At 60.5% G+C, this 25312-nt stretch carries 20 protein-coding genes; 19 read left to right on the top strand and 1 reads right to left on the bottom strand.

The genetic code is table 11. The features are described 5' to 3' along the window. Positions 1 to 727 precede the first annotated feature (727 nt). The 16 genes from PQQ52_RS32660 to PQQ52_RS32585 all read left to right on the top strand — a co-directional run bounded on the left by PQQ52_RS32660 (position 728) and on the right by PQQ52_RS32585 (position 21665). Positions 728 to 1390: an energy transducer TonB gene (locus PQQ52_RS32660; protein WP_408220868.1), complete on the top strand. Its 663-nt coding sequence runs from the start codon at positions 728 to 730 to the stop codon at positions 1388 to 1390. Positions 1391 to 1466: 76 nt separating this feature from the next. Further along, positions 1467 to 2372 (top strand): MotA/TolQ/ExbB proton channel family protein, encoded by a 906-nt coding sequence (locus PQQ52_RS32655; protein WP_408220828.1) that lies wholly within the window; start codon positions 1467 to 1469, stop codon positions 2370 to 2372. Positions 2373 to 2384: 12 nt separating this feature from the next. Beyond that, positions 2385 to 2807 (top strand): ExbD/TolR family protein, encoded by a 423-nt coding sequence (locus PQQ52_RS32650; RefSeq protein WP_074284788.1) that lies wholly within the window; start codon positions 2385 to 2387, stop codon positions 2805 to 2807. A gap of 107 nt (positions 2808 to 2914) precedes the next feature. Next, positions 2915 to 3346, top strand: a complete 432-nt coding sequence (locus PQQ52_RS32645; protein WP_169490552.1) for an ExbD/TolR family protein — start codon at positions 2915 to 2917, stop codon at positions 3344 to 3346. A 9-nt stretch (positions 3347 to 3355) separates the two neighbouring features. After that, a complete protein-coding gene (locus PQQ52_RS32640) occupies positions 3356 to 4561 on the top strand; it encodes a tetratricopeptide repeat protein (protein ID WP_408220826.1) in 1206 nt (401 codons plus the stop codon). Positions 4562 to 4864: 303 nt separating this feature from the next. Further along, a complete protein-coding gene (locus tag PQQ52_RS32635) occupies positions 4865 to 5440 on the top strand; it encodes a helix-turn-helix domain-containing protein (protein ID WP_408220824.1) in 576 nt (191 codons plus the stop codon). A gap of 377 nt (positions 5441 to 5817) precedes the next feature. Continuing rightward, the gene (locus tag PQQ52_RS32630; RefSeq protein WP_408220822.1) at positions 5818 to 8556 is read left to right on the top strand and encodes a TonB-dependent receptor; all 2739 of its coding nucleotides are present in this window, start codon (positions 5818 to 5820) and stop codon (positions 8554 to 8556) included. Between the two features lie 223 nt (positions 8557 to 8779). Further along, on the top strand, positions 8780 to 10735 hold the full coding sequence (locus tag PQQ52_RS32625; protein ID WP_408220866.1) for an extracellular solute-binding protein: 1956 nt from the start codon (positions 8780 to 8782) through the stop codon (positions 10733 to 10735). An 8-nt stretch (positions 10736 to 10743) separates the two neighbouring features. Next, entirely contained in the window at positions 10744 to 11796 is a 1053-nt protein-coding gene (locus PQQ52_RS32620; RefSeq protein ID WP_408220820.1) for a microcin C ABC transporter permease YejB, read from the top strand. Continuing rightward, entirely contained in the window at positions 11750 to 12865 is a 1116-nt protein-coding gene (locus PQQ52_RS32615; protein ID WP_408220818.1) for an ABC transporter permease, read from the top strand. Before PQQ52_RS32620 ends, PQQ52_RS32615 begins: the two co-directional genes overlap by 47 nt. Beyond that, positions 12862 to 14523 carry an ABC transporter ATP-binding protein gene (locus tag PQQ52_RS32610; RefSeq protein WP_408220817.1) on the top strand — a complete coding sequence of 554 codons (1662 nt, stop codon included), beginning with the start codon at positions 12862 to 12864 and terminating at the stop codon, positions 14521 to 14523. Before PQQ52_RS32615 ends, PQQ52_RS32610 begins: the two co-directional genes overlap by 4 nt. Then, complete coding sequence (locus PQQ52_RS32605; RefSeq protein WP_408220815.1) at positions 14516 to 15952, top strand: TldD/PmbA family protein; 1437 nt, start codon at positions 14516 to 14518, stop codon at positions 15950 to 15952. The genes PQQ52_RS32610 and PQQ52_RS32605 overlap by 8 nt, the downstream gene beginning before the upstream one ends. Beyond that, the gene (locus PQQ52_RS32600) at positions 15952 to 17313 is read left to right on the top strand and encodes a TldD/PmbA family protein (protein WP_408220864.1); all 1362 of its coding nucleotides are present in this window, start codon (positions 15952 to 15954) and stop codon (positions 17311 to 17313) included. Before PQQ52_RS32605 ends, PQQ52_RS32600 begins: the two co-directional genes overlap by 1 nt. Before the next feature lie 4 nt (positions 17314 to 17317). Next, positions 17318 to 17899 (top strand): GNAT family N-acetyltransferase, encoded by a 582-nt coding sequence (locus tag PQQ52_RS32595; protein WP_408220813.1) that lies wholly within the window; start codon positions 17318 to 17320, stop codon positions 17897 to 17899. A 4-nt stretch (positions 17900 to 17903) separates the two neighbouring features. After that, on the top strand, positions 17904 to 18452 hold the full coding sequence (locus PQQ52_RS32590) for a GNAT family N-acetyltransferase (protein ID WP_408220811.1): 549 nt from the start codon (positions 17904 to 17906) through the stop codon (positions 18450 to 18452). Positions 18453 to 18464: 12 nt separating this feature from the next. Continuing rightward, positions 18465 to 21665, top strand: coding sequence for a multidrug efflux RND transporter permease subunit (locus tag PQQ52_RS32585; RefSeq protein ID WP_408220809.1), 3201 nt, complete (start codon positions 18465 to 18467; stop codon positions 21663 to 21665). A gap of 57 nt (positions 21666 to 21722) precedes the next feature. Here the strand turns inward: PQQ52_RS32585 and PQQ52_RS32580 are convergent, their stop codons facing one another. After that, the gene (locus PQQ52_RS32580) at positions 21723 to 22070 is read right to left on the bottom strand and encodes a DUF4148 domain-containing protein (protein ID WP_408220807.1); all 348 of its coding nucleotides are present in this window, start codon (positions 22068 to 22070) and stop codon (positions 21723 to 21725) included. A 361-nt stretch (positions 22071 to 22431) separates the two neighbouring features. On the opposite strand from PQQ52_RS32580, the gene PQQ52_RS32575 reads away from it, so the two are divergent. The 3 genes from PQQ52_RS32575 to PQQ52_RS32565 are packed head-to-tail and all read left to right on the top strand — an operon-like array spanning position 22432 to position 25266. Then, on the top strand, positions 22432 to 23109 hold the full coding sequence (locus PQQ52_RS32575; RefSeq protein ID WP_074286056.1) for a response regulator transcription factor: 678 nt from the start codon (positions 22432 to 22434) through the stop codon (positions 23107 to 23109). Positions 23110 to 23122: 13 nt separating this feature from the next. After that, the gene (locus PQQ52_RS32570; protein ID WP_408220805.1) at positions 23123 to 24520 is read left to right on the top strand and encodes a HAMP domain-containing sensor histidine kinase; all 1398 of its coding nucleotides are present in this window, start codon (positions 23123 to 23125) and stop codon (positions 24518 to 24520) included. A 35-nt stretch (positions 24521 to 24555) separates the two neighbouring features. Next, positions 24556 to 25266, top strand: a complete 711-nt coding sequence (locus PQQ52_RS32565) for a winged helix-turn-helix transcriptional regulator (protein ID WP_408220803.1) — start codon at positions 24556 to 24558, stop codon at positions 25264 to 25266. Positions 25267 to 25312: the final 46 nt, after the last annotated feature.

Below are 25312 nucleotides of genomic sequence, written 5' to 3'. Positions count from 1 at the left end.
GTCGACGTCGGGCTTTGGTCGGCGCTCGGCCATCACGTTAGACAACCTGTTAGCGATCCGCTCCGGTTCCTATGCAGCTATCGTGGAAGGCCCGCCCATCGGGCTTTTGCGCCACGTACCACCGGTGATCCGCCCACAGTTCATGGCGTGTCACGGAATGTCGCAATGGTAGCGGCGTCCCAATCAGCGAGTCACGATAGGCGCGCTGGTATCTGTTCGACACACGCTTATTCTTTTAAAGCGACGCGAATACGGCATTAGTTAGAGTTTTCTCTCTAAACTTAGTATGCTCCCATCAAAAAAAGTTTGACCGCACATTTTTTGTCCTGCTATTGTTGCCTCCCATGAAACGCGGGTGACAATCGCGCAAAAAGTTCAGAAGCCGCTGCGCGCTTCGATCAAATTGTCTCCAGCTGTTCACGCCAGACGGAAATGAGCGAGTCGAATTTAATCTATTAGTAGTTCTACTTAGATTGCGGTTCGACTAGTGAGTGCGAAGTGCCGCCATGGCGTCTCACCGCCGTACCCATGCCATTGCATCAGAGTTGGGCTCAGTAACATAAATTTTGGACTGCAAATCAAAGGCCTGAGCAATGGATGCGGTTGTCTGAAGTGAACGTTGTTGCCGTATGTAAGCGCGCTGCAGTTACAGAAATGGACGGTTCACGCCGGAGGAGTAAAGGTGGGTACGAAAGTCGAAGGGCAATTCCCGGCAGCAACGGCCCGTATGGATAGGCCAGGACGCCCACGTGAGTTTGGGCGCAAGCAGCAAAACCCAGTACGCCGCTTCGGCGGTATCGCAGTTGTTCTGCTCCTGCACGTCGTGCTGATCTACGCACTCGTCAACGGCCTGGCCACCAAGGTCGTGCAGGTCATCCAGCATCCTATCGAAACGAAAATCATCGAGCCGGTAAAGCCGCCGCCTCCGCCGCCGTTGCCTACCGTGCAATTGCCGCCGCCGAAGTTCGCACCGCCCCCGCCTCCGTTCGTGCCGCCGCCGGAAGTGCAGGTGCAAACGCCGCCGCAGCCGACCATCACGCATCAGGCTGCACCGGTCGTATCGGCACCCGCCGTGGCGCCCGCACCGCCGGCACCGCCCGCGCCGAGCAAGCCTGTGAGTGCTGAAGTAGGGGTTGTGTGCCCGAACTCGGATCAGATCCGTTCGTCGATTCGCTACCCGAAGGAAGCGCAGGAAAACAACGTGACGGGTGATGTGCTGATTGAATTCGTAGTCGATCCGCAGGGCCATATTACGAATGAGCGTGTTGCCAAGTCGGCGGACGATTCTTCACTCGATCGCGCTGCGTTCAACGCGGTCAAGCAGTTCACGTGCGTTTCCCAAGGCCAGGCTGTCCGTGTGCAAGTTCCGTTCTCGTTCAACTTGAACTGAATTCACAGGCTGTTCGGTACCGGTAGCGATTTATCAGTCTTAGTTTAGAAGTTGTACTAATGAACTTGGAGCAGGCATGAAGAAGCGTACTCTCGCCGCATTGGCGGCAACCATGTTGTTCGCCGTAACCACGGTGGATACCTTTGTGGCACCGCAAATGGCTCATGCGCAAGCTAGCGACGCTACCGCGTCGGCAGTTGCGCCGGCCACCGCCGCACCGCAAACGGCCGCCCCGGCCGCAGACCTTGCGGTACCGCCGCCGGCGCCGGCCACGTCCGAAACCGTCAATAACCCGTACGGTCTCGGCGCGCTCTGGAAGAACGGCGACTTCGTTGCGCGTTTCGTGCTGATTCTACTGGTGCTCATGTCGATGGGTAGCTGGTACATCATGATCACCAAGTTCTTCGAGCAGTTCCGTGCGAACCGTCGTGCAAAGAGCGCCGACGAACAACTGTGGACTGCGCCGTCACTGGTCGAAGGCGCGAAGCTGCTCGACGAAGCCTCGCCGTTCCGCTTCATCGCCGAAACGGCGATCGAGGCAGGCGAGCATCATGACGAAGCACTGCTCGAAGCCGTCGACCGCAACACGTGGATCGATACATCGGTCGAACGTGCCATCACCAACGTGTCGAATCGTCTGCAAGACGGTCTGGCGTTCCTCGGCACAGTCGGCTCGACAGCGCCGTTCGTCGGTCTGTTCGGTACGGTGTGGGGCATTTATCACGCGCTGACGGCGATCGGTATCGCCGGCCAGGCTTCGATCGACAAGGTCGCGGGCCCGGTAGGCGAGGCGCTGATCATGACCGCGATCGGCCTTGCCGTGGCTGTGCCGGCGGTGCTCGGCTACAACTTCCTGGTTCGCCGCAACAAGTCGGTGATGGAGCGTGTTCGTACATTCGGCGCACAACTGCACACTGTCCTGCTCGCGGGCAGCCGGCGCTCGGCGCGCGCTTCGGCTCGTGAAGCATCGCTGGCCCAATAAGCGGAGTCTGTTATGGCTATGAGCGTTGGGCAGGATGATAGCGACGAGGTCATCTCCAGTATCAACACCACGCCGCTCGTCGATGTGATGCTGGTCCTGCTGATCATCTTTCTGATCACGATTCCGGTGGTGACACATACGGTGCCGGTGCAATTGCCGAAAGAGACGATCCAGCCGTTGCAGACCACGCCCAAAAGTATCGTTATCGCGGTCAACCGCGACGGCGATTTCTTCTGGAACGAGAAGCAGGTGGATGGGCCTACGCTGCTGGCACGCCTGAAAACCGTGTCGGTCATGACGCCGCAACCGGAAGTGCACGTTCGTGGTGACCAGAGCGCGCGTTATGAATTCATCGGCCGGGTCATTACCGAGTGCGAGCGCGCCGGTATCGCCAAGGTCTCGTTTATTACCGAGCCGCCCGCGCGCGGCGGCTAGTTTTGCGTGGGACCGGACTAAGTGCTAAAGCACCAAGTCCGGTCGACAGCTTTGCATGGGACCGGACTAAGTGCTAAAGCACCAAGTCCGGTCGACAGGAGAAGGTTATGGGGATGAACGTATCTTCGGGCGGTGGTAGTGCCGAGCCGGATGTGATGGTCGATATCAACACCACGCCGCTGATCGACGTGATGCTGGTGTTGCTGATCATGTTGATCATCACGATTCCAATCCAGACGCACGCCATCAAGATGAACTTGCCGGTGGGCAATCCGCCGCCGCCGATCACGCAGCCGGAAGTGGTGCAAATCGATATCGACTTCGACGGCACCACGACCTGGAACGGCCAGCCGGTGCCGGACCGCGCGGCGCTCGAGTCGAGGCTTGCGCAGGTGGCGGCCGAACCGGTTCAGGCGGAAATCCATCTGCGGCCTAACAAGCTGGTGCCGTACAAGGATGTCGCAGCGGTGATGGCGTCCGCGCAACGACTGGGCGCGACGAAAATCGGCCTGATCGGCAACGAGCAGTACATGCAATAGGGAAGTGGAATGCTAACGATCCATCTACGATTCAAGCGCGCCGTTGTTGCTGCCGCTATCGGAGGGCTGTCCGCGCTTGCGATGCTGCCGGTCACGTCTCATGCCGCGGATAGCTTGCGACCGGATGTGGCGAAGCCGCTGAACGCCGCGCAGGATCTGTATCGCGCGCACAAATACAAAGATGCGTTGACGAAGATCGATCAGGCCGACGCAGTTCCTGGCAAAACGGCTTATGAAAGCTACATGGTTCAGGAGATGCGCGGCGCCGCGGCAGCGGCGGCCGGCGAATCCGGTGTGGCTGCCCAGGCCTACGAAACCCTGTTGAGTTCTGGACGCCTGACCGGTGCTGACGAGCAACGCACAACCGCGGCACTCGCAGGCATCTACTTCCAGCAGAAAAACTACGCACAGGCCGCGAAGGTCGCGCAGCGCTATCTGAAGTCGGGTGGCAGCGATCCCGACATGCGCACTTTGCTTGTGCAGTCTTACTACCTGTCAAACGATTGCGGCAGTGTGGTGAACCTGCTCAAGCCTGGCGTCGATGCAGAAGTGCGCGCCGGTCATGCACCTGACGAGTCGCAACTGCAACTGCTCGGCACGTGCGCGCAACGCGTAAAAGATGATGCGACGTATCGCAGCACGCTCGAAAAGCTGGTTGCCTATCATCCGAAGCAGTCTTACTGGGACGATCTGTTCAACGCGATTCGCAGCAAGCCTGGCTATTCGTCGGCGCTCGATATCGACACCTACCGCCTGCGCCGCGCGACCGGCTCGCTCACCACCGCCGACGATTACATGGAGATGACGCAGCTCGCGATCGTGGCGGGCACCACGGCCGAAGGCAAACAGATCATCGACCAGGGCTTTGCCTCAGGCGTTCTCGGCCACGATGCGCAAGCAGATCGCGAGAGGCGGCTGCAGGCGCTCGCCGCAAAACGGGCGCAAGCGCCGGCCGATCCCGCGAATCCCGTCGCGCCGGTCGACATCGGCTTCAACCAGGTCTTCGCGGGGCAGGCCAAACAGGGGCTGACAGCCATGGACGCTGCGATCGCGAAGGGCGGAATCGATCACCCGGACCAGGCGCAACTGCATCTCGGTGAGGCGTACTACATTGCAGGCGATAAAGCGCGTGCAGTGCAAACCTTCCGTGCGGTGAAGGGTGCCGACGGTTCGGCCGACCTCGCCCGTTTGTGGGTGCTGGTGGCATCGAAGTAACCGCATTCTGTTCCCGATATGTTCCATTTTGCGAGGTGCCGTAGTGGTATCCATACGTCGAGCCGGGCGGTACGTTATCGAGGCATGGAACGCGGGCCATCGCAAATGGACGCGCGTGGTTGCACGCGCAACCATCGCCCGGTTTGCGGTAAGTACGAAAGTGTCCCGACGATTGCAGTGATTGAGCCACCCATCGCGGCAACTAACCAGACATATGGCGCATGTCTTAGGGAGGATGTTGCATCCGATAAAACATAGTTTGGTTTTATCAAACTAATTTTGACTACGGGATTCTGTCTTGCTATGGTTTTGCCACTCGATAACAAGGCACAGGTCGCAGTTTCTATAGGAAGCAAAATCCGCGCGCTTCGCCAACGACTCAAGCGCACGCTGGATGAAGTGGCAACCATGGCAGGCATTTCAAAGCCTTTTTTGTCACAGGTGGAACGAGGCCGTGCAACGCCTTCGATTACGTCGCTAGTCGGCATTGCTCGGGCTTTAGGTGTGACGGTGCAGTACTTCGTCGATACGCCAACCGAAGACAGGTCGGTGCGTAGAGGGAGTGAGCTTAAATACTTCGGGTTCGACGGAACCGCGAATCTTTTTGGACGGCTGACGAATCTCTCAGTCGGCAGCAAGCTGGAAGTCATTCTCGTCAGGATGCCGGTGGGACAGAACCCATCGGAAGTCACGACGCATGCAGGGGAAGAGTTTTTGTACGTGATGAGCGGCCAGATATCGCTCACGTTGGAAGGTACAACGTTCGTATTGCAGGCGGGTGACACCGCGCACTACGAGTCCACCGTGCCGCACGCCTGGTGCAATACCGCCCGTGAAGAAGCGTTGGTTGTGTGGGTGGGCACGCCAAGATTGTTTTAGATGCCTTTGCTCCATGTTTTCGTGAAAAGCATTCGCTCATGATTTTTAAGCATTACTTAAGGCTTGATTCGGGATTGATCAGGCAGAAAGATGCGGCCTGAGTCATCACCCGAAATAGTAGAGATGAAAACAATTAGAAAGCGCTGCGCATTTCGTTTGTAATAAATAAGTAGTCCGATATTAATGTTTATGAAGTGTCCCGTCTTCCTGCCTGTATTGGGTGATTCCGGTGCGCTGTTGACCGGTTCTCCGGGCATCAGGAGGACGGGGCAGCTTTAACGGAGCGCGGCGCAAGATCGCCGTATATCGAGTGGAGAGGTTCACAAGACCTCTCTTCACACACAGCTGTGGCCTTATTGACGAGCGGGAAGGGGAAAATGAAACAAAGGGCATTGGCGCTGGCCATCAAAAGAATAGTCTGGGCTGAACTGGCATTGTCGGCCGTAATCGCCGTACCGGCGTTTGCACAAAGCCAGCCGGCCACCACCGGGACCGCGGCAGGCGCGACGACGGAAAGCACGCCGGCAGCGGCTGCGACTCCGGCATCGGGCACCGCTGCAACACCGTCCGCGGACAACAACACCGCGACGCCGGCTGGTAAAGGCGTCCAGCAACTGAAGAAATTCGAAGTGACCGGTTCGCTGATCCGCAGCTCGGACAAGGTCGGTTTCAACCAGGTTCAGACGGTTACGCAGAAAGACATTCAGAATAGCGGCGCCACGACTGTTTCCGATTTTCTGCGCGACACCGCGGCCAACTCGGCTAATAGCTGGAGCGAAGGCCAGTCCGGCAACTTTGCCGCAGGCGCTGCGGGTATCGCACTGCGCGGCCTCAGCGAAAAATATACACTGGTGCTGGTGGATGGACAGCGCGTTGCGCCGTTCGCGTTCTTCTCGAACAGCGTCGACTCCTTCTTCGACCTGAACACGCTGCCGTTGAACTCCATCGACCGCATCGAAATCGTCAAGACCGGTGCCGTGTCGCAATACGGTTCGGATGCTATCGCGGGCGTGGTCAACATCATCACGAAGCACGACTTCCAGGGGCTGCAACTCGACGGCAGCTACGGTAGCGCCATTAATGGTGGCGGTGGTGCCGGCACGACCAAATTCGGCGTGCTCGGCGGCTTTGGCGATCTCAACTCCGATCGCTTCAACGTGACGGCCGCCGCGAGCTACTACAAGTCGAATGGCTTCACGCTCGCAGACCGCGACTCGACACGTAACCAGGACTTCACCAGCCAGGCGGGCGGCCTTTCGTTGCTTGCGCCGTCGTACTGGAATATGCCCGACGGCAGCGTGCAGGCGCTGAGCGGCTGTCCGTCCGGCGGTTCGGTGCATCCCGCAGCCACCAACTCGCTGACTGCCGGCTTGCCGGGCACGGTTTGCGGCTTCAACACCGCGGAAGGCACATCCATCGCGCCGATGACCGAGCGTCTCAACGCGAAGGTTCATGCTGACTTCAAGATCAACGATACGACGACAGCGTTCGGCGACTTCCTGGTCAGCAGCAACTCGACCACCACCAACGACGGTCTGTGGGGTAACGTGGTCGGCAATCCGCAGAACCCAACCCTCGTGCTGAATCCGCAGACGAAGCTGCTTACCCCGTTTAGCACGGTGGTGCCGGCGAGCAACCCGTACAACCCGTTCGGGGTTGCCACGCCGCTCACGTACGCTTTCCCGAACTCGATCTCGGAGAAGACGACTGCCACGTACTGGCGTGCATCCACGGGCGTTAAGGGTTCGTTCAACCTGCCGAACGGTGAATGGGATTGGGCGACGTCGGTCAGCCACTCGCAAAGCACGGTCGCGAACACCTACACGAACCAGATTAATTCCGATGTACTGAACAATATTTATCAGAACGGGACACTGAATTTCGCGAATCCGTCAGCTACGCCCAATGCGTTCAACGGGCTGTACATGGATGCGGACAATCTGGGTATCTCGAAGCTCGATACTGTTGACGCGACATTGTCTACGCCGGAACTGTTCCACCTCCCGACGGGCGACGTGGGCCTCGGGTTCGGTGCGCAGTTCACGCACCAGAGCGAAGTGCTCAACCCGGGTGGGGCATTCGAAGACGGCCTGGTCATCAATCCGAATCTCCAGACGGTGAACGGCCAGCGCAACGTGGCGGCCGTGTATTACCAGGTGGACATTCCGATTTTGCGTAACCTGACCTTCAGCCAGTCGGGTCGTTACGACCACTACAGCGATGTGGGCGGTGCGTTCTCGCCGCGCTTCGCGCTGCGCTATCAGCCGGTTCAGGCGCTCACGATGTACACCTCATACGACCGCGGTTTCCGTGCGCCGACGTTCGTTGAGGACAGCAAGTCGCAGACGCTGGGGATCCAGGTGGACCCGAAAACCGGCCTGAACTACACCTCGATCACAGAGGGTAATCAGAACCTGGCGCCGGAGCACACGCGTAACTTCAACATCGGCTTCCAGTTATCGCCCACCCGTACAACCGATGTTGGCTTTGACTGGTACAAGATTCGCGTCGATAACGTGATCGGCCAGGGCACGCCTTCGCAGATCGCCACTGACCCGACCACGGGCGACGTGTTGTACAAGGTCATCCCGTATCAGAACCTCGGCTACCTCGACACAAACGGCTTCGAAGGCACGTTCCGCCAGTCGCTGCCGACGTCGACCGCCGGTACGTTCACCTTGTCGGGTGACTGGGCTTACGTGGACAGCTTCAAGCTCGGCTTCCTGGGCTCCTCGCCGATAAACGGTGCGGGTAACAACTACACCCTCACGCAGCCGTTCGGCGGCAGCTTCCCGCGCTGGAGAGGCAACACCACTCTGGACTGGACGTACCACAAGTTCGACGCAGCGCTGACATGGCAGTTCACGGGTCCGTACGCGCAGAATCTGGCGGCCCAGCCGAACAAGGTGGGATCGTATAGCCAGTTCAACCTGATGATGACGTACACGGGCTTCAAGCACTGGACGATTTACGGTGGCATCGACAACATCTTCAACCGTACACCGCCGTACGATCCGATCTTTGCGAATGGCACGCTGGATCAGAATGGGTATGATCAGTCGATATACACGTACATCGGCCGTTTCGCGCAGATCGGCGCAACGTACAAGTTCTGATGTCCGGCAGTTGATCTGATGGAAGAGCCGCTCCGGTTCCGTTCGTGCAAGGAACCGGAGCGGTGTGCTTTAAGCAGCGACTCACGATACGGCGGCGCAGGTTGCCTGTCGTTGCACTGGGCCAGCGTGCGCCGGTAAAGCCAACAGGCTGTACTCGCGCCGCAGGACGAATCGCGCGCAGGTCACGAGCCGGTGCGCACTGTATGGGCTGATGATAAGAATGATGAATTCCGGACTGCTGCGCCTGCACGACGCGACTGGATGTTTGCTCGGCGCGGTGCGCCGCGCCGCGAGCATCCTGGCCGCCGTTGTCGCTGTGCCTGGCCTATTAGCGGTATGCGGAGCGATGCCGATGACGGCGCAGGCGAAGCCGTCGATTTCACAGTACGACCAGCCGAAATATCCCGCGGATTTCACGCATTTCGACTACGCGAATCCCGACGCGCCCACTAACGGTTCGCTCAGTTTCGAAAACTACAGCGAACTGCAAACGTACGATTCGCTGAATCCATTTCTGGTGCGTGGCGCGCCCGCGCCCGACATCCTCAATCTGATGTTCGATACGCTGATGCAGCGTAGCTGGGACGAACTGGCCTCCGAATATCCGCTGATCGCAGATGACGTTGAGGTCGCACCGGACCTGACGTCAGCCACGTTCCACATTAATCCCGCCGCACGCTTTTCGAACGGCGACCCGATCACCGCCGCCGACGTCAAATATTCGTACGACACGCTGGCGAGTCCACAGGCATCGCCGCTTTTCAACGCGCAATTTTCGATCATCAAAAGTGCGACCGTAGTCGATAAAAGCACAATTCGTTTCGATTTCAAGCATCCCGAACGCGATGCGCCGCTGATCGTCGGTGACCTGCCGATCTTCTCGCCGAAGTGGGGCATGGAGGCCAATGGCAAACGTCTCCCGTTCGACCAGGTTTCTTCCACCCCACCGATCAGCAGCGGTGCCTACCTGATCGAGGGGCGCAAAAACGACAAGCAGATTTCGTATCGCCGTAACCCTGACTACTGGGCGGCGAATCTGCCGTCGCGACGCGGCATGTTCCGTTTTGAGCGCGTCACCTTCAATCTGTACCGCGAGCATTACACGCAACTCGAAGCCTTCAAGGCGGGCGACGCGGACGTCATTGTCGAATACGGCGCGACGCAATGGGCGCGTAAATATGTCGGCAAGAACTTCGACAATGGCCTGTTGAAGAAAGGCGAGTTCGCCGACGGTCCTGCGCAGATGCAGGGCATGCTGATGAATATGCGCAAGCCGATGTTCCAGGATGCGCGCGTGCGTCATGCTCTGACGATGGCACTCGACTACGACTGGATGAACCGGATGATGTTCTATGGGCAATACCGGCGTACCAGCAGCTATTTCGAAGCAAGTCCGTTCGGCGCAACCGGCATGCCGGGTCAGAAAGAACTGGCGCTGCTCGAGCCGCTGCGCGGCAGCGTGCCGCCTGAAGTGTTCGGTCCGATGTTCAAGCAACCCGACACGATTCCGCCGAATTCCTTGCGCGGCAATTTGCGCGTTGCCCGCGATCTGCTGGCGCAAGCCGGCTGGCACTATCGCGACGGCGCGTTGCGCGACGCCAACGGTACGCCGATGACGATCGAGATCATGGACGATCAGCCCGGCATGGATCGTCTGATCCTGCCGTATATGCAGGCGCTCGGCATGCTCGGCATTCAGGCGCATATGCGCGAAATCGACAGCGCATTGTACGAGAAGCGTCTGGACAATTTCGAGTACGACATGACCACCTTCATTTATCCGCCGGTCACGATTCCGGGCGCCGAACTGACACGCCGCTTTGGTAGTGCGGCTGCCTCCGAAGTCGGTTCCGAAAACTATATGGGCATTCGTTCGAAGGCGGTCGATTCGCTAATTCACTCCGCGCTTTCCGCTACCAATCTCGACGATCTGGAGGCTGCGACCCGTGCGCTGGATCGCGTGTTGATCTATTCGTTCTATCTGGTGCCGGAGTATTACGCACCGGGCGCGCGCATTGGCTACAAGACCACCCTCGGCTTTCCGAAAACTGTGCCGAATTCCTACCTGTACGAAGACTGGGTCATTGACCACTGGTACGCGAAAGCACCGGGCGCACAAGCTGCGCAGCTAACGCCAGTGGCTCAGTCCGCATCTGCCACATCGGCTGCAGCCCATTAAGGAACAGCATGCTTGCCTACATTCTCAGACGATTGCTGTTGATGGTGCCGACGCTGCTCGGCGTGGTCACGCTGACTTTCGTCGTCACGCAGTTCGTGCCGGGTGGGCCGGTCGAACAGGTGATGACGCAACTCCGCCACGGCGTTGGCCGTGGCGGAGAGGCGGGGTCGGGCGGCGGTGGCTATCACGGCAGCCAGGGTGTCGATCCGCAGCAGCTCGAGCAGATCAAGAAGCAGTTCGGTTTCGACAAGCCACCGCTCGAGCGCTACATTCTGATGCTCAAGCGCTACGCGACCTTCGACCTCGGCCAGTCCTACTATCAGCACGACAGCGTGTGGGACGTCATCAAATCGAAGCTGCCGGTATCGATCACACTCGGCTTATGGACGGTGATGCTGACGTATCTGATATCGGTGCCGTTGGGTATTGCGAAAGCGGTGCGCAACGGTTCGCGCTTTGACACCGTGACCAGCGTACTCGTACTCGCCGGTTACGCGATTCCCGGTTTCGTACTGGGCGTGCTGTTGCTGATGCTGTTCGGCGGCGGCACGTTCTGGCAGGTGTTTCCGATGCGCGGGCTGACCTCGGATAATTTCAGCGACCTCGGTGCCTTCGGCAAGGTGCTCGATTACCTGTGGCACATCGTGCTGCCGGTCACCGCTTCGGTGGTGGGCAACTTCGCGATCGTCACCATCCTGACCAAGAATACATTTCTCGAGGAAATCGGACGTCAATACGTATTGACGGCGCGCGCCAAGGGCGCGCCGGAGCGCGACGTGCTATGGAAACACGTGTTGCGCAATGCCGCGATTCCGTTGCTAACCGGTTTGCCGGCGGCCTTCGTCGGCGCCTTTCTGAACGGCAATCTGCTGATTGAAACCCTGTTCTCACTCGACGGCATGGGCCAACTTTCGTATGACTCGGTGATTCGCCGTGACTATCCGGTCGTGCTCGGTTCCCTGTTTCTGTTCACGCTGATCGCCCTCGTAACCAAACTCATTGCTGACGTCTGCTATGTCCTCGTCGACCCCCGCATCCAATTCAACCGCCTGGACCGCTGACGCGTCCGGTGCGGCGCACGCGGCGTCGCCATCTCCATGGCGGCGCACATGGCTGCGCTTCAAACGGCAGCGGCTCGGTTACTGGAGCCTCGTGATCTTTGTATCGTTGTTCGCCATCAGCCTGCTTGGTGAGGTGCTGTCCAACGATCGCCCGTTGATCGTCCGTTACGAGGGGCACTATTACTTTCCGATCGCAAAGGACTATTCGGAGAAAATTTTCGGCGGCGATTTTCCGGCGCGCGCGAATTATCTCGATCCGTATATCCGTTCGCGGCTCGAATCGAACGGTAACTTTGCGGTCTATCCACCGAATCATTTCCATTACGACACGATCGATTACTTCGCTGCGCATCCTTACCCGGCACCGCCTACCAGGAGCAACTGGCTCGGCACGGACCAGTACGGCCGCGACGTGCTTGCGCGGCTGCTGTACGGTTTCCGGCTCTCGGTGATGATGGCGCTGGCGCTTACAGTATCCGGCGTCCTGATCGGCGTATTGACGGGCGCAGTGCAGGGTTTTTACGGCGGACGCACCGATCTGATCGGCCAGCGTCTGATTGAGATCTGGAGCTCGATGCCGGACCTGTACTTGCTGATCATCTTCGCGTCGATCTTCGAACCGACACTATGGTTGCTCTTTATTCTCCTATCGATGTTCGGCTGGCTCGTGCTCTCCGACTACGTCCGCGCTGAATTCCTGCGTAACCGCTCGCTGGATTATGTGAGGGCGGCGCGCACCATGGGTCTTTCGAACTGGCAGATCATGTGGCGCCATGTCCTGCCGAATAGCCTGACACCGGTGATCACGTTTCTGCCGTTCCGCATGAGTGCGGCGATTCTGTCGCTCACCAGCCTCGACTTTCTTGGGCTGGGCGTGCCGCCGCCCACGCCGAGCCTCGGCGAACTGCTTCAGGAGGGCAAGAATAACCTCGACGCCTGGTGGATTTCGATTTCGGCGTTCGCTGCCCTGGTGATTACGTTACTGCTATTGACCTTCATGGGCGACGCGTTGCGCAATGCGCTCGATACGCGCTCGCGCGGCTCGGCCTTCGGCGGAGGTCCGCGATGAGCGATGCGAAACCAAACCGGCCGTTGCTCGAAATCGACCGCTTTTCCGTGCGTTTCGGCGACAAGGTCGCCGTGCATGAGCTTAGTCTCTCGATTGCGCGGGGCGAACGCGTGGCCTTGGTCGGCGAATCGGGCTCCGGCAAGAGCGTCACCGCGTTGTCGATTCTGCGCCTCGTCGAGCATGCCGAGCTGAGCGGCCGCATGCTGCTCGACGGCGAAGATCTGCTGCAGAAGACCGAGCAGCAAATGCGAGGCCTGCGCGGCGCCGACGTGGCAATGGTGTTTCAGGAGCCGATGACGGCGCTCAATCCGCTCTTCACGATCGGCAAGCAGATTGCCGAAAGTTTGCGTTTGCACGAAGGCTTGCGGCCGAACGCGGCGCGCCAGCGCGGCATTGAGGCGCTCAGGCGCACGGGCATTCCCGAGCCGGAACGCCGTATCGACAGCTTTCCGCATCAACTGTCGGGCGGCCAGCGGCAGCGCGCGATGATCGCGATGGCGCTCGCGTGCCGGCCACGTCTGCTGCTTGCCGACGAGCCGACCACCGCGCTCGACGTTACCGTGCGCCAGCAGATCGTCGATCTGTTGATCCTGCTGCAGGAGCAGGAAGCGGCCGAGCGTGGCATGGCTGTGCTGCTGATCACGCATGACCTGAATCTGGTGAAGCGTTTTGCGCAGCGCGTCGCGGTGATGGAGAAGGGCGTGCTAGTCGAAACCAACACAACCGAAGCGCTGTTCTCGAACCCACAGCATCCCTACACCCAACGCCTGCTGGACAGTGAGCCGCAGCGTGCAGTGGAGCCGGTCGAGCCGGGTGCGCGGCGTTTGCTCGAGGTGCAAGGACTCGCCGTCGACTACAGCACATCCGCGAAAGGCTGGCGTTCCATGTTCGGGCGCTCCACCTTCCGCGCGGTGCACGACGTCGACCTGAGCGTGCGGCGCGGTGAAACCCTCGGCATTGTCGGCGAATCGGGCTCGGGTAAATCGACGCTTGCGGCCACTGTGCTGGGCCTGCAGCGACCCGCGGCCGGGCATATTCATATCGACGGCTTGCCGCTCTCCACGCTGAAAACCCAGCGTTCCCGCCGGGCGCTGTATTCGCGCATGCAAGTCGTGTTTCAGGATCCGTTTGGCTCATTGTCGCCGCGTATGACGGTGGAGCAGATCATCGGCGAAGGCCTCACCATGCATCAGCCCGACATGGATGCCAAAGCGCGGCGCGCACGCGTGGGTGGCCTGCTGGAAGAAGTCGGCATGCCCGCCGACTCAATGCTGCGCTATCCGCACGAGTTTTCCGGTGGCCAGCGCCAGCGTATTGCGATTGCGCGAGCGCTCGCGGTCGAGCCGGAATTGCTGGTGCTCGACGAGCCGACCAGCGCGCTCGACGTATCCATTCAGAAGCAGGTACTGAATCTGCTGACAAATCTGCAGAAAAAGTACAAGCTAAGCTATTTGTTCATTACGCACGATCTGGCGGTGATGCGAGCCATGGCGCATCGCGTGATCGTGATGAAGTCGGGACGCATCGTTGAAGCCGGTGACACACTCGATGTGTTGCACGCGCCGTCGCATCCTTATACCCAGTCGCTGCTCGCGTCGTCACTGATCGTGTCGCCGGCGGGCGCGACAGGGACTCATACGGGAATCACGAATGATTGACGAACGTTGGGCGCAAGCCGCCCGATCGCTTACGAGCCGCGCGGCGTTCTGGTCGCTGCGCATTGTCGACGAACAGATCGACGATCACGAGATTCGCAACGACATCGCGCAACCGATGCGCACGGTGCGCGATCGAGGCGCGATGCTGATCGCATGGGTGGGCGCGGGCGCAGGCTATGCGGCCACCGCGAATCTGAGTGCCGCCGGCCTGCAGGAAGCGCTGGACCTCGCCACGGCCCGCGCGGAAGCGAGCGCGACCTTGTCGTTGATCGATCATCGCGAGGTGGCGCGTCCCGCCGTGAGCGGCCACTATGTGTCGCCGAACGCGCAGCTTGCATTGCCGAGCCGCGCGGAATGGTTAGACCGCCTGGGCGTGGAATGCGCGAGCGCGAATCTCGGTGCACGGATTGTCGAACGCGTCGCGGCTGTGCAGATTACGCATACCGATCAGCTTTATATCACCGGGGACGGCGTGCGGATCGATCAGCGCTTCCAGTTCGTGATGCCGCAATTAAGCGTGGCCGCGCACGCGGACGGCGATACGCAAGTACGTACCCTCGGCGGTAATTACGGCACCCTCGGGCAGGGCGGCATGGAAGTGTTGACGCGCTTCGGCTTCGACGGCTCAGGCGCTCGCGTCGCCAATGAAGCGCTGCAACTGCTGGCCGCGCCGAATTGCCCTTCAGGCAAGCGCGATTTACTGCTGATGCCCGATCAGATGATGTTGCAGATTCACGAATCGATCGGCCATCCGCTCGAACTCGACCGTATTCTCGGCGACGAGCGCAACTTTGCCGGCTGGAGCTTCGTCAAGAAGGAAATGTTCGGCTCGTACCGCTATGGTTCGGAACTGCTGAACGTGACGTTCGACCCGGAGTTGCGCGAGGAAGCTGCTGCCTATGCATTCGACGACGACGGCACCGAAGCACACAAGCAATACCTGATCCGTGACGGCGTGCTTGAACGCCCCCTCGGCGGTGCGCTTTCGCAGCAACGCGCGCATATGGCGGGTGTGGCGAATTCGCGCGCGTCGAACTGGAACCGGCCACCGATCGACCGAATGGCGAATCTGAATATCGAGCCCGGCGAGAGTTCACTGGCGCAGATGATCGGCAATATCGAACACGGCATTCTGATGCGCACCAATACGTCCTGGTCGATCGACGACCATCGCAACAAATTCCAGTTTGGCTGCGAGTTCGGTCAACTCATCGAAAACGGCAAGCTCACTCAGGTCGTCAAACAGCCGAATTATCGCGGCATTTCGGCGAATTTCTGGCGCAGCCTGAGCGCGGTGGGGGACGCGGGCACCCGCGAGGTGTACGGTACCTCCATGTGCGGCAAGGGCGAACCGGCACAGATCATTCGCGTCGGCCACGCGTCGCCGGCTTGCGTGTTCAGCGACATCGACGTATTCGGAGGCGCATGATGAGCCAATTCATGTCCTCGCGTTCCGCTCTGTCGATCGACTGGCAGCAGCATTTCACGTCGCTGGCCGACGCCATTGAACGCTTGCAGCAAGGCGCGGAAACCACGCTGAGTTCTTTTGCGGGCGAGCAGTCTGACTTTATCCGTTTCAACTCAGGCAAGGTGAGGCAGATCGGCAGCGTGTCGCAAGGCAAGCTCACGTTGCGTTTGATCGACGGCGCGCGTCAGGCCTATTCGACGCTGACCGTTTGCGGCGATCTGCAACAGGATCTGGACGATGTGAGTGCAACGCTTGCCACGTTGCGTGAAAGCCTGCGCGGTGCGGCGGACGACCCGCATCTGTTGTTCGACACGTCGCAGTGGCAGCGCGCCACGCAACGCTCGGGCAAGCTGCCGGAGCCGGGCGGCTTGTTGCGCACCGTTGCCGAATGCACGCAAGGGCTCGATTTCGTCGGCTTTTACGCGGGCGGCACGATCGTGCGCGGTTTCGCCTCCACGAGCGGCAGCCGCGGCTGGTACGAAGTCGATAACTTCAATTTCAGCTGGTCGCTGTACGACCCGAGTGGACGCGCGATCAAAACGACTTACGCCGGCGACGACTGGAGCGACGCTGTTTTCGCACGCAAGGTCGAACAGGCGGCAACGCGTCTTTCCGTGCTTGCGCGCACACCGCGCACGTTGTCGCCGGGGCGCTATCGCGCTTATCTGGCACCCGAAGCGCTCGCCGAATTGCTCAGTGTGGCGGCATGGAGCGGTTTTTCCGCACGCGCGCAGGCGAGTTCTCGCAGCGAGTTGTACAAGCTGCATGTGGGAGAAATCGTAGTCGACCCGCGCGTCTCGATCAGCGAAGATCTGAATCTCGGCATTACGCCCGGTTTTAACGACGACGGCTACCTGCGCGAAAGTGTCCCGTTGATCCAGGCCGGCCGCAGTGCCGAACGCCTGACCAATGCACGCAGCGCGCGCGAGTACGGTTTGACGCCTAACGGTGCACTGGCGAATGAATCGCCGGCAGCACTCTCTATGCAGGCGGGCGATCTACTGGAAGAGGACGTGCTGGCGAAACTCGATACCGGTCTCTACATCGGCAATCTCTGGTACGTGAATTTCTCGGACCGAATGAATTGCCGCCTGACCGGCATGACGCGCTTCGCGACTTTCTGGGCCGAGAACGGGCAGATCGTCGCGCCGCTCGAAGCAATGCGCTTCGACGACAGTTTGTACCGCCTGCTCGGCAGCGAACTCGAGCAACTCGGCTCGCAGGCGGAATTGCTACTGAGCGACTCGACATGGGGCGAGCGTGCCACGGGCGGCATGCAATTGCCCGGCATCCTGACGAGGTCATTCGAATTGACGTTATGAGCCTATGGATCAAAACAAGGAAACAGAATCTGTATCTGAGCGCTTGCCCGAGGGTCTGACGCTGCGCGCGTTGCGCGTGGCCGACGCGGAACAATTCCACGCAATGCAGCAGTTGCCGGCGGTGGTCAACGGCAATCCGCACGTGCCGTTTGAGTCAGTCACCATCACGCGTGAGTACATCGAGAAGCTCGCCCCCGGCGAGATCGCGATTGCGGCGACTGTCGGCGACACGCTGGTCGGCGAAGCGGAACTGACGCCCTATAAGGGGCGCCGCGCGCATGCCGGATCGATTGGCATTTGCGTGCACGACGCATGGCACAGGCGTGGCATCGGCAATGTGCTGATGACCGAATTACTCGACCTCGCTGACAACTGGCTCGGTCTGCGCCGGGTTGAGTTGCATGTGTTTGCTGACAACCACGCGGCGCTCGCGTTGTACCGCAAGTTCGGCTTCGAGATCGAAGTGCACCAGCGCGGCGCGGTGTTGCGCCGTGGCGTGTTGATCGACTGCTATTTCATGGCGCGGCTGCGTGAACCCGCACCGTTGATGTCGACGCCTTCAGTACCCCACCTCGCAGCGGAATAAAGCCATGAAAGAAGAAACGTTGCAGAGCGACGCGGCGCTCGAGAACCGCATCACGGTGCGAGCGCTCGAATCGTCCGACATGGAGGCGTTTGCCGGGATCATGAGCCTGCCGGCCGTGCGGCGTGGCACGCTCTCGGTCGGCTATCGCAACATTGAACAGCTCCGCGCGTGGCACGAGAAGCAACTCAAGCGCGGTGTGAGTGTGTGCGCGTGTCTCGACGGTCGCATGGTGGGGCACGCCGGGTTGGAGATTTATCGTCCGAGCCGCGCGCATGGCGCGCATTTAGGCGTGGCTGTGCACGACGCGTATCATGGGCGCGGTGTTGGCTCGGCCCTCCTGCAGGCGCTGACTGAATGCGCGGATGCGTCTTTCGGTTTGCGCCGCATCGAACTCACGGTGTTCTCCGACAATGCGCCGGCGATCGCGCTCTATCGCAAGTTCGGCTTTGTCGAAGAAGGCCGTTCACGCGGGTTTGCAATGCGCGAGGGCATTCTGGCTGACGTGCTGCATATGGCCCGCCTTGTCGAGGCGCCGCGCCTCCAGGCAATCTGAACGGACTTTTGTGTGCCATTCTTCTTTATAGACCGCCCGGTCTTCGCGTGGATCGTCGCGCTCGCCATTGTTGTGGCGGGCGCGCTCGCCATTCCGCAACTGCCGGTGGCGCAGTATCCACGTCTGGCGCCGCCGCGCATCGTGATCAGCGCCACCTATCCGGGCGCGGCCACCGAGGTGGTCGATGCCAATGTCGGCAGCATTATCGAGGAGAGTCTCGATGGCGCCGACAATATGCTGTACTACGAAACGACCAGCGACAACCTCGGCGATCTCGAGATCGACGCGACTTTCGCGCCGGGTACCAATCCAGACCTGGCGCTGGTCGACATCCAGAACCGGCTGAAGCAGGTCGAGCCGCGTTTGCCGCAACAGGTCGTGCAGCAGGGCATTAGCGTATTCAAGGCGGCCAACACGTTTCTGATGCTGGTCGCGCTGACATCGACGGATGGCTCGCGCGATTCCGTGCAACTGAGCGACTATCTGAGCCGCTACGTGCTGCGCGAACTGAAGCGTGCGCCGGGCGTGGGCGCGGCGGAGTTGTGGGACGCGGACGAAGCGCTGCGTATCTGGCTCGATCCAATGAAGCTGCGCGAATACGGGCTCGGCGCCGCGGAGGTGAATGCCGCGATCGCTGCGCAGAACGCCACGGTGACGGCCGGCACTCTGGGCGACGCGCCCTTCGTTCCGGGCCAGCAATTGACGGCCTCGGTCAGCGTGAAGGGGCAACTGATCTCGCCCGCCGAATTCGGACAGATCGTGCTGAAGGCGCTGCCCGACGGCTCGGCGGTGCGCCTGCGTGACGTCGCACGGGTCGAACTGGGCCGCGACAATTACTCGTATTACTCGCGCCTGAACGGCAAGGCCGCGGCGACCGTCGGTATTCAACTCGGGCCGCGCGGTAATGCGCTCGAGACGTCCAACGCCATTCGCGCGCGGCTTGCCGAGGTATCGAAAGGCTTACCGCCGGGCGTCGGCATCGAAATTCCATTCGACAACGCGCATTTCGTAAAGATTGCGATTCGTGAAGTGCTCGTCACGCTGGCGGAAGCGGTGGTGCTGGTGTTCTTCGTGATGTGGCTGTTCCTGCGCGATCTGCGTTATACGCTGGTGCCGACGGTAGTGATTCCGGTCACGCTAATGGGCGCGTTTCTCGCGATGTACGCGTGCGGCCTGTCGATCAACGTGTTCACGATGTTCGGCCTTGTGCTTGCCATCGGCATCCTCGTCGACGATGCGATCGTGGTGGTGGAAAGCGTGCATCGCGTGATGGAAGAAGAAGGCCTGCCGCCGCGCGAGGCCACCCGTAAAGCGATGTCGCAAATCGGCGGCGCGATCGTTGGTGTGACTGCGGTGTTGACGGCCGTGTTCGTGCCGATGGTGTTCTTTCCGGGCGGCGTCGGCGGTATCTACCGTCAGTTCGCGGTGGCGATGATCGCGTCGATGCTGATTTCATCGTTCATGGCCTTGTCGTTGACGCCCGCGCTGTGCGCGAATCTGCTGAAAGCGCACAAGCACCCGGTTAGTCAACGCGACGCGCGCCGTGGCTTGCCCGGCTTCGCGGCGCGTGCGGCGAGCCGTTTCACGTCCGGTTTCGATCGAGCCGCGCGCGGCTATCGTGGGCTGACCGCGCGTACGTTGCGCCGTATCGGCCCGATGCTGGCGATCTATGCCGTGCTGGTTGCCGTGTGCGCGGCACTCTACTGGCAGTTGCCCGGCGGATTTTTGCCAAGCGAAGACGAAGGCCAGTTGCAGGTGATGGTGCAATTGCCGGCCGGTGCGACGCAGGCGCGTACGCTCGCGGTGGTTCAACGGGTGGAAAAGATCTTGCACACTGAGTCCGCGATCGCGCACGTCACCAGTGTGGTCGGCTGGAGTTTTACCGGCAGCGGTCAGAATGTGGCGATGGGTTTTGTCGAACTGAAAGACTGGGGCAAGCGCGATACCGATGCGTTGGTGTTGCGTGACCGGCTCAACGAGAAGTTCGACAAGATTCTCGACGGTAATGTGGAGGCACAATTGCCGCCTTCCGTGCCCGGGCTCGGGCATTCGGACGGTTTCGTGTTCCGGCTCGAAGATCGCGGCGGCGTTGGACTGGACGCGCTGAAATCCGCGCGCGAGCAACTGTTCACGCAGGCAAAGGCAAGCCCGATACTGGCTTCGGTGCATTCGGAAGATCTGCCGGATGCACCGCGCGTGGAACTCATTGTCGACCGCGCGAAAGCGTACGCACTCGGCGTGTCGTTCGACCGCATTGCGGATGTCCTGGGCAGCACCTTCGGCTCGACGTATATCGACGATTTTCCAGCCGGTGGCCGGATGCGCCGCGTGATGATCTCCGCCGACGCCGGCACGCGTATGACCGAAGATGATCTGATGGCGCTCGCCGTGCCTAACTCGACAGGCGGCATGGTGCCGCTATCCGCGATCGCGTCACGGCATTGGTCTGTCGGGCCGGTGATGCTGACCCGCTACAACGGTTATCCGTCGCTCGACGTGAGCGGCCACGCTGCGCCCGGCTACAGTTCCGGAGCGGCGATGGCGGAGATGGAGCGGCTCGCGGCTTCATTGCCGGTTGGCGTTTCGTATGACTGGGTCGACGCGGCGCGCGAAGAAACCGCGGCGGCACGGCTTACACCGTTGCTGATCGCCTTGTCGCTGCTAGCCGTGTTCATGGCGCTGGCGGCCTTGTACGAAAGCTGGACCATCCCGCTTGCCGTGCTGATGGTCGTGCCGCTCGGCGTGATCGGCGCAGTCGCCGCGGTGCTCCTGCGCGGCATGCCTAACGACGTGTACTTCAAGGTTGGCATGATTACGGTTATCGGCCTCGCGGCAAAAAATGCGATTCTGATCGTGCAGTTCGCACGCGATCTGTATCGCCAGGGTCTGCCGTTGACACGCGCCGTGACCGATGCCGCGGCCGCGCGTTTCCGGCCGATCGTGATGACCTCGGCGGCGTTCCTGCTGGGCGTCGTCCCCTTGGTGGTGTCGAGTGGGGCGGGTGCCGAGAGCCGTCGCTCGATCGGCACCGGTGTGTTCGGCGGGGTGCTGGCGGCCACATTGTTCGGCCTCGTGTTCGCGCCGGTCGCGTTTCACGCGGTCGCCTCGCTAACGTATAGCAGGCGGCGGCTCGCAGAGCTGCGCCGCAAGCGTGACGAACGGCGCGGACGCAGGGAAACGGCGGAGCGTGGCCGTTTAACGAATGGCCGGTGATGTGACGGCGGCCGCACTGCGCGTGGGCGCCGCCGCCGTCAGAGCCGGGCGCGGTGGTCAGCCGGCTGGCTGATTCGCTGCTTGCGTGGACGCTGCGCCGGCTGGCGTTTGCGTTGTGGTGGCAGACGCATGCGCCGCCGGCATGCAGTCCGCGCGGTATTCGGCTTGCAGTTTCTGTTCCGCCTGTGACAGGTCGTCCGGGTAGGTATTGGCGTCGTCGGGGTCGTAGCCCACCGCCTCGAGTTCACCGAGCTCCTGCATCAACTGCTTATGCGTTACTTCGCTCTTGAGTTGCTTGAACGGATAGTCGTTGCATTGCTGCGGCGTGAGGCCCGGCGACGCCATCGCCGAAGCGCTGCCGATCAGCAGAAGGGTGGTGACGAGGGTTCTGGTTGCGAGCTTCATTTTCATACCATCCACGATAGGGTTCGAGTCGGACCGCAAAGAAAGCAGCGGGATGGCAGTAGGCTAGTTGAGGCTGCCTACCGGAGCAGCGTCGGGAAAATGAAATTTGTTTTATCGTTGCTTCGTTCGTTTTCATTGAACCGCCAGCGAACTTAAATTTTTCTTCATGAAGCGGATATTCATCCGCTATACGACTGCGCGTAGCCTGCAGGCAGGCACTGAGGCAAAGCGGCGACACCCGTCGAATCGCACGCCCGTACACTGAACGCGCAAGCCGAATATGGCATCATGTCTTCCTACTGATAACCGGTCGCGCCCGCCGCTTGCATCGGTAGAGCGGGTGGCGGCGCATGCAACGATCATGTCGCGAGTACTGACGATCGAAGATGACGAAATTACCGCGAATGAAATTGTCGGGGAGCTGAAAAGCCGCGGCTTCACCGTGGACTGGGTGGCGAACGGTCGCGACGGCATGGCGCGCGCGATCAGCGAAGATTACGATGTGATCACGCTCGACCGCATGCTGCCGGGTGTGGACGGCCTTACGATCCTCACTACCATGCGCAGCATCGGCATTCAAACGCCGGTGCTGATGCTGAGCGCGCTGGGCGACGTGGATGAAAGAGTGCGCGGCCTGCGTGCGGGCGGCGACGATTACCTGACCAAACCATTCGACCCCGAAGAAATGACCGCGCGCCTCGAAGTCCTGTTGCGCCGCAGTCAAACACCGGCTACGCCGCTCGAAACCCATCTGCGAGTCGGCCCGCTCGAGCTCGATCTGATTTCCCGCAAGGTCCAGCGTGACGGCGAAGAGATCGTCTTGCTGCCTACTGAATATCGCGTGCTCGAATTCATGATGCGGCACGCGGGGCAAACTATCACGCGCACCATGCTGTTCGAAGCGGTGTGGGGTTACCACTTCGACCCAGGCACCAATCTGATCGACGTGCACATGGGCCGGCTGCGCAAAAAAATCGACCCGCCCGGCGTCACGCCGATGATTCAGACCGTGCGGGGCTCGGGTTATATCCTCGCATGAGCAGATCATCCTGATGGACACAACCTTCCCGGCTCAATCTGCGCTCGGGCAGCGCTGGCATTCCACCACCTTTCGCCTGCTTTCGGTCTACGCGGTTATCTTTTCGCTTTCGGTGATGCTGTTGCTGGGCTACATCGGCTGGGCTGTGACCGGCGACATGGAGCGCGAGACCGATGTGGTGATGGACTGGCAACTGGTCTACTTCGATTCGGTGCCTGACGCCGGCCTCGCCGATGCGATTCATCGGCGTATTGAACACGAGCGCATGCACACCAATTACTACGGCCTGTTCGCTGCCGACGGCCGCCTGCTGGCCGGCGACGTGCTGGTGTATCCCACGAAACTGCCCACCAATCGCACTGGCAAGACGCTCGATCTCGCACTGTCGATGGGGCGCAACGAACAGGCGCCGGTGGTCCGCGCCATGGCCGAGCGGCGCAAGGACGGCTCGACGCTCGTCATCGCGCGTGATCTGACGCACATCCTGCGAATTCGCGAGACCATCATCAACGCCCTGGTGGGTGGTGGAATCGTATGCCTGCTTGCGGGTGTGGCGGGCGGTCTCGCGCTGAGCGTGCGACAGATGCGCCGGCTGAAAGCGATCCGGCGAGTCACGCAGCGTATCGCGCAGGGCGATCTTGCGCAGCGCTTGCCGATCGGCGGACGCGACGAAGTGGATATGCTCGCGCATCTGGTGAACCACATGCTTGCGGAGGTCGAACGCCTCATGAACGAAGTGAAGGGTGCATGTGACGGCATCGCGCACGATCTGCGCACGCCGCTCGCGCATGTACGAACCCTGCTGGCGCATGCGGCGGAGCGCACCGATATGCTCGATGACGCCGCGTTGTCGCAACTGGTGGAGCGCGCGCGTATCGAGACCGATGCATTGCTCGACCGGTTTCGCGCGATGTTGCGGATCTCCGAGATCGGCACGCTGCAGCGGCGCGGCGGGTTCGGCGAAATGCAGCTGGAGACGTTGGTACAGGAAGTCGGCGAGCTCTACGAGCCGCTTGCCGAGAGCCGCTCGATTCAGCTGTCCGTGCATGTGCAACCGGTCGATGCGATTCATGGCGACCGTGCGTTGCTGTTCGAAGCGTTGAGCAATCTGGTGGATAACGCGATCAAGTTCACGCCCGAAGGTGGAGAGGTGCGCATGGAATTGCGGCAGACTTCCGCGGGGCCTCAGGTGAATATTGTCGATAACGGCCCCGGCATTGCCGAGGATGAACGCGACGCTGTCCTGCAACGGTTTTATCGTGGGGAGAGTACGCGGCATCTGGCTGGATCGGGGCTGGGTCTAAGTATCGTCTCAGCGGTGATGCGGGTGCATGACTTCACGATGAAGATCGGTAATGCGCAGCCTGGCACCAGGATTTCCATCGAATGCTGGTCGAGGACGCTCGCATGAGGCCGTGTTCTTTTCCTGTCCAGGTAGGGTGGTGAATGCGCGTCCTGTTCGTTGGTCCTTCTCATCCGGAAGCCGCATGGCTGTTCAAGGCATTGCAAGAGAGCGCCCATAGTCTGCAACGGGCCGATGATCTGCGGGATGGGGTTTTTCTTGCTTCGCAGGAACCTTTCGATGCGATTGTTTTGATGGTGCTTGAGGTTGGGTTTTATTCTTCCCTGCAGGGGTTTATTGGGGAGTTTGCTGTTGCCGGGAGTGGGGCGGCGATTGTTGCCGTGCTGGGTGCTGCTACTGCGCAAGATCGCACCAAGGTTCTGCGTGCCGGTGCGGATGCGTGTTTTTGCCAGCCTTATTCGTTTATTGAAATGCATGAGCGGATGGCTGCTTTGCAGCGGGTTGGGGGTGGGCGGGGGGCTCTGGGTGGTTCTGCATCCGCTTCTGTCTCGGCTTCGGTTTTGCCTTCGCTGAGTGGGCCTGCTCTGGATGCGGCTACCCGTGAACTTGTTTGTGGTACTCGGCGTGTTGCCGTGACCCGGCGGGAGTTTCTTCTGCTCGAATGCCTGCTGAGGCAGGTTAATGCGCCTGTGGCCAGGGATCAGCTGATCCGGTATGCCTGGCCTGAGAAGGAGGATGTCGATCCTTCTAGCGTTAATCTTGTTGTTTCCCGGTTGAGGCGGAAGCTTTTGGGGGATGTGCCTGAGGTTCGGATTGAGACTGTTAGTCGGTTTGGGTATCAGGTTTCGGTTTAGTTTTTTTTGCCTGCGCGGCGCTTTGTTTGACTGTGTCTTTATGGTG

It is taken from the genome of Paraburkholderia sediminicola, from assembly GCF_046030555.1.
Taxonomy (GTDB): Bacteria; Pseudomonadota; Gammaproteobacteria; order Burkholderiales; family Burkholderiaceae; genus Paraburkholderia; species Paraburkholderia sediminicola_E.
Note: the sequence above shows the minus strand (reverse complement) of the source record. Positions and strands in the feature narration are given on the sequence as shown.

Excerpts from the sequence above, each read along its gene's own strand:
- PQQ52_RS32640 (WP_408220826.1), top strand. The coding sequence starts at position 3,356 with ATGCTAACGATCCATCTACGATTCAAGCGCGCCGTTGTTGCTGCCGCT.
- PQQ52_RS32620 (WP_408220820.1), top strand. The coding sequence starts at position 10,744 with ATGCTTGCCTACATTCTCAGACGATTGCTGTTGATGGTGCCGACGCTG.
- PQQ52_RS32590 (WP_408220811.1), top strand. The coding sequence starts at position 17,904 with ATGAAAGAAGAAACGTTGCAGAGCGACGCGGCGCTCGAGAACCGCATC.
- PQQ52_RS32605 (WP_408220815.1), top strand. The coding sequence starts at position 14,516 with ATGATTGACGAACGTTGGGCGCAAGCCGCCCGATCGCTTACGAGCCGC.
- PQQ52_RS32565 (WP_408220803.1), top strand. The coding sequence starts at position 24,556 with ATGCGCGTCCTGTTCGTTGGTCCTTCTCATCCGGAAGCCGCATGGCTG.
- PQQ52_RS32635 (WP_408220824.1), top strand. The coding sequence starts at position 4,865 with ATGGTTTTGCCACTCGATAACAAGGCACAGGTCGCAGTTTCTATAGGA.
- PQQ52_RS32615 (WP_408220818.1), top strand. The coding sequence starts at position 11,750 with ATGTCCTCGTCGACCCCCGCATCCAATTCAACCGCCTGGACCGCTGAC.
- PQQ52_RS32630 (WP_408220822.1), top strand. The coding sequence starts at position 5,818 with ATGAAACAAAGGGCATTGGCGCTGGCCATCAAAAGAATAGTCTGGGCT.
- PQQ52_RS32610 (WP_408220817.1), top strand. The coding sequence starts at position 12,862 with ATGAGCGATGCGAAACCAAACCGGCCGTTGCTCGAAATCGACCGCTTT.
- PQQ52_RS32660 (WP_408220868.1), top strand. The coding sequence starts at position 728 with ATGGATAGGCCAGGACGCCCACGTGAGTTTGGGCGCAAGCAGCAAAAC.
- PQQ52_RS32580 (WP_408220807.1), bottom strand. The coding sequence starts at position 22,070 with ATGAAGCTCGCAACCAGAACCCTCGTCACCACCCTTCTGCTGATCGGC.
- PQQ52_RS32645 (WP_169490552.1), top strand. The coding sequence starts at position 2,915 with ATGGGGATGAACGTATCTTCGGGCGGTGGTAGTGCCGAGCCGGATGTG.
- PQQ52_RS32600 (WP_408220864.1), top strand. The coding sequence starts at position 15,952 with ATGAGCCAATTCATGTCCTCGCGTTCCGCTCTGTCGATCGACTGGCAG.
- PQQ52_RS32595 (WP_408220813.1), top strand. The coding sequence starts at position 17,318 with ATGGATCAAAACAAGGAAACAGAATCTGTATCTGAGCGCTTGCCCGAG.
- PQQ52_RS32655 (WP_408220828.1), top strand. The coding sequence starts at position 1,467 with ATGAAGAAGCGTACTCTCGCCGCATTGGCGGCAACCATGTTGTTCGCC.
- PQQ52_RS32575 (WP_074286056.1), top strand. The coding sequence starts at position 22,432 with ATGTCGCGAGTACTGACGATCGAAGATGACGAAATTACCGCGAATGAA.
- PQQ52_RS32650 (WP_074284788.1), top strand. The coding sequence starts at position 2,385 with ATGGCTATGAGCGTTGGGCAGGATGATAGCGACGAGGTCATCTCCAGT.
- PQQ52_RS32625 (WP_408220866.1), top strand. The coding sequence starts at position 8,780 with ATGAATTCCGGACTGCTGCGCCTGCACGACGCGACTGGATGTTTGCTC.
- PQQ52_RS32570 (WP_408220805.1), top strand. The coding sequence starts at position 23,123 with ATGGACACAACCTTCCCGGCTCAATCTGCGCTCGGGCAGCGCTGGCAT.